Annotated in this window: 6 protein-coding genes; all 6 read left to right on the forward strand. The window is 68.8% G+C overall.

What is annotated here, in order from left to right; translation table 11 throughout:
* The first annotated feature begins 18 nt into the window (after positions 1–18).
* Positions 19–1,224: an acetyl-CoA C-acetyltransferase gene (locus AB7E83_RS21940; RefSeq protein WP_428572950.1), complete on the forward strand. Its 1,206-nt coding sequence runs from the start codon at positions 19–21 to the stop codon at positions 1,222–1,224.
* A gap of 145 nt (positions 1,225–1,369) precedes the next feature.
* Positions 1,370–2,251: a branched-chain amino acid ABC transporter permease gene (locus AB7E83_RS21945; RefSeq protein ID WP_428572951.1), complete on the forward strand. Its 882-nt coding sequence runs from the start codon at positions 1,370–1,372 to the stop codon at positions 2,249–2,251.
* Between the two features lie 3 nt (positions 2,252–2,254).
* The gene (locus AB7E83_RS21950) at positions 2,255–3,226 is read left to right on the forward strand and encodes a branched-chain amino acid ABC transporter permease (RefSeq protein WP_428572952.1); all 972 of its coding nucleotides are present in this window, start codon (positions 2,255–2,257) and stop codon (positions 3,224–3,226) included.
* A complete protein-coding gene (locus AB7E83_RS21955) occupies positions 3,223–3,969 on the forward strand; it encodes an ABC transporter ATP-binding protein (protein ID WP_428572953.1) in 747 nt (248 codons plus the stop codon). Before AB7E83_RS21950 ends, AB7E83_RS21955 begins: the two co-directional genes overlap by 4 nt.
* Entirely contained in the window at positions 3,953–4,651 is a 699-nt protein-coding gene (locus tag AB7E83_RS21960; RefSeq protein WP_428572954.1) for an ABC transporter ATP-binding protein, read from the forward strand. The genes AB7E83_RS21955 and AB7E83_RS21960 overlap by 17 nt, the downstream gene beginning before the upstream one ends.
* A gap of 11 nt (positions 4,652–4,662) precedes the next feature.
* Positions 4,663–6,296 (forward strand): AMP-binding protein (locus tag AB7E83_RS21965; RefSeq protein WP_428572955.1); only part of this gene is annotated, 1,634 nt, incomplete at its 3' end.

Here is a 6,296-nt window from a genome sequence, read left to right on the forward strand (position 1 = left end):
TCCACAAGGATCGAAGACATGAAAAGAGCAGCCATCGTCTCCCCGCTTCGCACGCCCATCGGCGCGTTCGGCGGCAGCCTGAAGAGCATTCCCGTCGAGGAACTCGGCGCCATCGTCGCGCGCGCGGTGATGGAGCGCACGAAGCTCGACCCCGCGCGGCTCGACGACGTCGTGTTCGCGCAGAGCTACATGAACGGCGAGACGCCCTGCACCGGCCGCTGGGTCGGCCTGCAGGCGGGGCTGCCGATCTCCGTGGCGGGCATGCAGCTCGACCGCCGCTGCGGCGGCGGCCTGCAGGCCGTGGCCACGGCCGCGATGATGGTGCAGACCGGCGCCGCCGACGTCGTGCTGGCCGGCGGCGTGGAGAGCATGAGCAACGTCGAGTACTACAGCACCGACATGCGCTGGGGCAAGCGCGCGGGCTCGGTGACGATGCACGACCGCCTCGACCGCGGCCGCGAGCGCTCGCAGCCCGAGTCGCGCTTTGGCCGCATCAGCGGCATGATCGAGACGGCCGAGAACCTCGCTAAGGACTATTCGATCACGCGCGAGCAGTCCGATGCGTTCGCGGTGCGCAGCCAGCAACGCGCGGCCGCGGCCTGGAAGGAAGGCCGTTTCGCGGATGAAGTGGTGGCCGTGAACGTGCCGCAGCGCAAGGGCGACGCGCTGGTCGTCGACAAGGACGAAGGCATCCGCGGCGACACCACGATGGAAAGCCTTTCGAAGCTGAAGGCCGTGATGAAGGACGGCGTGGTTACGGCCGGCAACGCGTGCCAGCAGAACGACGCATCGGCCGCCTGCCTCGTGGTTGCGGAAGACAAGCTCGAGGAACTCGGCCTCGAGCCCATCGGCTATCTGGTCGGCTGGGCCGCCGCCGGTTGCGAGCCCTCGCGCATGGGCATCGGCCCCGTGCCCGCCGTGCAGAAGGTGCTGCAGCGCACGGGGCTCGGCTTCAACCAGATGGACCTCATCGAGCTGAACGAGGCCTTCGCCTGCCAGGCGCTTTCGTGCATCAAGGGCTGGGGCAGCTCGCTCGCGGAGCTGGACGACAAGATCAACGTGAACGGCTCCGGCATCTCGCTCGGCCACCCCGTCGGCGCGACGGGCGCGCGGATCATGACGACGCTGCTGCACGAGATGAAGCGCCGCCGGTCGCGCTACGGGCTCGAGACGATGTGCATCGGCGGCGGCCAGGGCATCGCCGCGATCTTCGAGCGCGCGTAAACCTTCGGCCGCGCGGGCGCGGCAGGTTTTTCGATCTACGGAACGCGGCCATCGCGACGGTTGCCGCACCGGGGCGCGCGCCCGTGAAATGGGGACGGCGCGAACAAGGAGACAAGATGATCGTCGCAAGGCCGGAGGTCCGGCCGTGAACGTGCAACTGCTGATCGCGCAGATTCTCGCGGGGACGGCCAACGGCGCACTCTACTTCCTCGTCGCCTCGGGCCTCACGCTGCTGTGGGGCGCGCTCGGCGTGGTGAACATGGCGCACGGCTCGTTCTTCATGCTCGCCGCCTTCGCGGGCGCGGTGTGCATCCAGACCTGGGGGCCCGAGATGGGGATCCTCGTCGCGCTGCTCATCGTGCCGGCAGCGACCGCGGTCTTCGCGATGACGCTGGAGATGACCCTGTTCCGCCCCGTCTACAAGTCGGCGATGTGGGGCCAGCTGCTCGTGTCCTTCGGCCTCGTGCTCGCGCTGAACAACATCGCGCGCCTCATCTTCGGAACGCAGGCGCGTTCCATGGCGCCGCCGAAGGCGCTCGCGGGCTTCGTCGAATTCGCGGGCTTCCGGCTCGCCACCTATCAGCTCGCCGTGCTGTTCGTCACGGCGCTCGTCGCGATCTACCTGTGGCACCTGCTCACGCGCAGCCGCACCGGCCGCCTCATTCGCGCGGCGGTGGACGACCCGGGCATGCTGGGCGCCGTCGGCGTCGACGTGCGGCGCCTGCGCACGATGGTGATGGGCATCGCCGCGCTGCTCGCGGGCATCGCGGGCGTCATCGCCGTGCCGCGCGGCGCCATCAACCTCGGCCTCGACGTGCAGATCATCGTGATCGCCTTCGCCGTCATCGTGATCGGCGGACTCGGCGCGGTGTGGGGCAGCCTGGCCGCGGCCATGCTGATCGGCATCGCGGAGGCGGTGTCGACGATGTTCCTCGACCAGGGCGGCGAGGTCGTCATCTTCGCGGTGATGGTGCTGGTGCTGCTGTTCAAGCCGACCGGCTTCCGCACGATCGCGGGGAGGGACTAGCGCATGAACCAGTTCAACGCGCGTCGCGTGCTGCCGCTGATCGTGGTGGCCGTCCTGTTCTGCCTGCTGCCGCTGGTGCTGAAGCCGGCGACGATGCCGGAGGCGACGCGCATCGCGGTGCTCGCCGGCACCGCGATGAGCCTGAACCTGCTGGTCGGCGCGACCGGCCTCATCTCGATGGGGCAGGGCCTCTTCTTCGGACTCGGCGCCTATGCGGTGGCGCTCGGCACGATCAAGTTCAAGATGAGCTTCGGCTCGTCCGCGCTGCTCGCGCTCGCGGTCACGCTGCCGCTGTCGGTGATCGTGGCGCTGATCTCGCTGCGGGCGCGCCACCTCTTCTTCGGCCTGCTCACCATGGCCATCGGCCAGGTTGCGTTCGTCTTCGTCTCGCGCAACTACAAGCTCACGGGCGGCGACGACGGCCTGGTCGGGGTCGTGCTGCCCAAGTGGCTGGACAACGACATGGCGCAGCACTACGTGGCCGTCGCGGTCCTCTTCGTCGTCGGCCTCTTCCTGCTGCGCCTGCTTGCGTCGCCCTTCGGCGCGACGCTCGGCGCCGTGCGCGACAACCCCGACCGCGTCGCTTCGCTGGGCGGCAACCCGAAGCTCTACGAGATCGCCGCGATGGTGATCGCCGGACTGCTGGGCACGGTGTTCGGCATCGTCTGGTCGGCCACCGAAGGCAGCGTGGAGCCCAACCTCTTCTCGTGGGTGACGAGCGCGATGCTGCTGATGATGGTGGCGCTGGGCGGCCGCTTCATGTTCCTCGGTCCGCTGATCGGCGCGGTCATCCTCGAAGTGACGCGCGCGTATCTGCAGGTGAGGTCGTCGAACGCCGACCTCGTGGTGGGCCTCGTCGTGATCGCCTGCGCGGTGTTCTTCCCCGAAGGCGTGGGCCCGCGCATCCAGCAGTTCTTCGCGTCGCTGCGCATGCGGCGCGCGCCGGCGGCGAACGAAGCGAAGGGGACGCCGTGAACCCCGTGCTTCAGGCCACCGGCCTCGTCAAGTCCTTCGGCGCCTTCACGGCGGTCAACGACGTGTCGTTCACCGTCCACGAGGGCGAGGCGCTCGCGATCATCGGCCCCAACGGCGCGGGCAAGAGCACGCTGTTCGACCTGCTGACGGGCCGCAAGACGCCCGATACGGGCGACGTCAAGCTGTTCGGCGAATCGGTCGGGCATCTGCCGCCGTGGAAGCGCGTCGCGCGCGGTCTCGGCCGCTCGTTCCAGGTGTCGAGCGTGTTCCCGACGTTCACCGCCGAGGAAAACGTGCAGATCGGCCTGATGCTCGCGGGCGGCAAGACCTGGAATGCGTTCAGCCGCGCGACCGAGACGCAGAAGGAAGAGGCCAAGGCGATCCTCGCGAAGGTCGGGCTCGCGGCGAAGAAGGACGTGCCGGCCAGCGACATGTCGTATGGCGACCAGCGCATGCTGGAGCTCGGCGTGGCGCTGTCGACGCGGCCCAGGCTGCTGCTGCTGGACGAACCCACGGCCGGCATGGGCCGCGAGGAGTCGCGCGAGTGCCTGGCGCAGATCCGCGCCATCGCGGCGAGCGAGCAGATCCCCATCGTGTTCGTGGAGCACGACATGAACGTCGTGTTCTCGTTCGCCACGCGCGTCATCGTGCTCGTCGCCGGCCAGGTGCTGGTCGACGCCGCGCCCGAGGCCGTGCGCAAGGACCCGCGCGTGAAGGAGGCCTATTTTGGCGAAGACATCTGATTCCGGCGAAGTGCTGCGCGTCTCGAATCTCGACGCGGGCTACGGGCATGTGAAGGTCATCCGCGGCGGCGGCATCGCCGTCGCGGCGGGCGAGGTCGTGGCCCTCGTGGGCCGCAATGGCGCGGGCAAGACCACCTTCCTCGCCGCGCTCGCGGGCTTGATCCCCGACGTGAGCGGCCAGATCGTCCTGCACGGCCAGGACCTCGCCGCGCTGCCTTCTCACAAGCGCGTGCAGGCCGGCCTCGGCATCTGCCCGAGCGGCGGGCGGCTCTTCAAGTCGCTGACTGTCGAAGAAAACCTCACCATCGGCGCGCCGACGGCGACCGAAGCCGACCTGGCGCCCGTGCTGAAGCTTTTTCCCGAACTGCAGGCGCTGCGCACGCGCTATGCGGGCAAGCTGTCCGGCGGCGAGCGGCAGATGGTGGCCATCGGCCGCGCGCTCATGCTCAAACCGCGCCTGCTGCTGCTCGACGAGCCGAGCGAAGGCCTGGCCCCCATCGTCGTGCTGCGCCTGGTCGAAGCGATCAAGGCGCTGCGCGCGAGCGGCGTCGCGATGCTCGTTGCCGAGCAGAACGTGAAGTTCACCGACCTGGTGTGCGACACCTGGTACTCCATCGACAAGGGCGTGATCGCGCCGCACAACCACTCCGCGGCGCATGAGCCCCACGCCGCCATCGCCTGAAGGAAAGAAGCATGAACGACACCTCCTCCGCAAACTCCGGCACCTGGTATCCCGGCGCCTATGAACTCGAATCCTCGGGCATCGTGCGCCTGATGCGCGAGCTCGGCGTCGCGAACTTCGAGGAGATGCTGAAGCTCTCGAACACCGACGGCGCGCGCTACTGGGACGTGGTCAACCGCTTCTGCGACATCCGGTGGCACACGCCGCCCACGGGCTACGTCGACCTGAGCCGCGGCCCCGAGTTCGCGAAGTTCTTCCCCGGCGCGAAGCTGAACTGGGTCGACACCGTGCTGCAGTGGGCGCACCACGAGAAGACCGCGAACCTGAAGGCCGTGGTCGCCGAGAAGGAAGACGGCTCGGTCCATGCGCTGACCTACCTGGAGCTCGAGCGCACGGTCGGCGAGTTCGCCGCGGGCCTCGAAGCCATCGGCGTGAAGCGCGGCGACCGCGTGGGCATGTTGATGGAGAACGGCGTGGAGGCCACCGTCACGCTGCTCGCGATCTGCGCGCTGGGCGCGATCGTCGTGCCGCTCTTCAGCGGCTTCGGCCCCGACGCGATCATCGCCCGCCTCGCGGCCGCCGAAGCGTCGGTGATCGTCGCCACCACCGGCTTCTATCGCCGCGGCAAGCGCGTCGACGTCGAATCGCCGGTGCGCGAGGCGTGGGCGAAGCTGCCGAGCGTTCAGCGCGTCGTGTGGAAGCGCGAGGCGCACGAATCGTCGAAGGGCGAGCGCGACATTTCCTGGAACGAAGTCGCGCAGCTCGGCGCCGGCAAGGCGAAGAAGCCCGAGGTGATGGACCCCGACGATGCCTTCATGGTGATCTACACCTCGGGCACGACGGGCAAGCCCAAGGGCGTCGTGCATACGCACGCAGGCTTCCCGCTGAAGATCGCGCACGACGCGGTGGTGAACTTCGACGTGATGCCGGGCGACGTGTACAGCTGGCCCGCCGACATGGGCTGGATCGCCGGCTCGCTCGTGCTCGGCTGCGCGCTGCTGCGCGGCGCGACGCTCGTGTGCTACGACGGCGCGCCGGACTTCCCCGACTGGTCGCGCATGTCGAAGCTGGTCGAGCGCCACAAGGTCACGCACTTCGGCTCTGCCCCCACGCTGATCCGCGGCATGGCGAGCCACGAGGCGGACGCGATGAAGGGCGACGTGTCGTCGGTGCGCCTGCTCATCACCGCGGGCGAGGGCATCGACCCCGAACACTTCAGCTGGTTCCAGCGCAACTTCGGCCGCGGCACGCAGCCGCTGATGAACTACACCGGCGGCACCGAAGTGTCCGGCGGACTGCTGGGCAGCGTGCTGGTGCGCCCGATTCCGCCCGCGGGTTTCAACACCACCGTGCCGGGCGTCGACGTCGACGTCGTCGATGCGCAGGGCAATCCGCTGACCGACAGCGTGGGCGAACTCGTGATCCGCCAGCCCTTCGTCGGCATGACGCGCGCGTTCTGGCAGGACGACGAGCGCTATCTCGAAACCTACTGGCGCAACATTCCCGGCATGTGGGTCCATGGCGACCTGGCGCTGCGCCGCGCCGACGGCAATTTCTTCATGATGGGCCGCTCGGACGACACGCTCAAGGTCGCGGGCAAGCGGCTCGGACCCGCGGAAGTCGAGGAGATCGTGCTCAGATCGGA

The sequence above is a fragment of the Ramlibacter sp. genome (genome assembly GCF_050250995.1).
Lineage (GTDB): Bacteria > Pseudomonadota > Gammaproteobacteria > Burkholderiales > Burkholderiaceae_C > Ramlibacter.

What these genes read in the sequence shown, in the direction of transcription:
- AB7E83_RS21940 (WP_428572950.1), top strand. Translation starts at nt 19, where the DNA reads ATGAAAAGAGCAGCCATCGTCTCCCCGCTTCGCACGCCCATCGGCGCG.
- AB7E83_RS21950 (WP_428572952.1), top strand. Translation starts at nt 2,255, where the DNA reads ATGAACCAGTTCAACGCGCGTCGCGTGCTGCCGCTGATCGTGGTGGCC.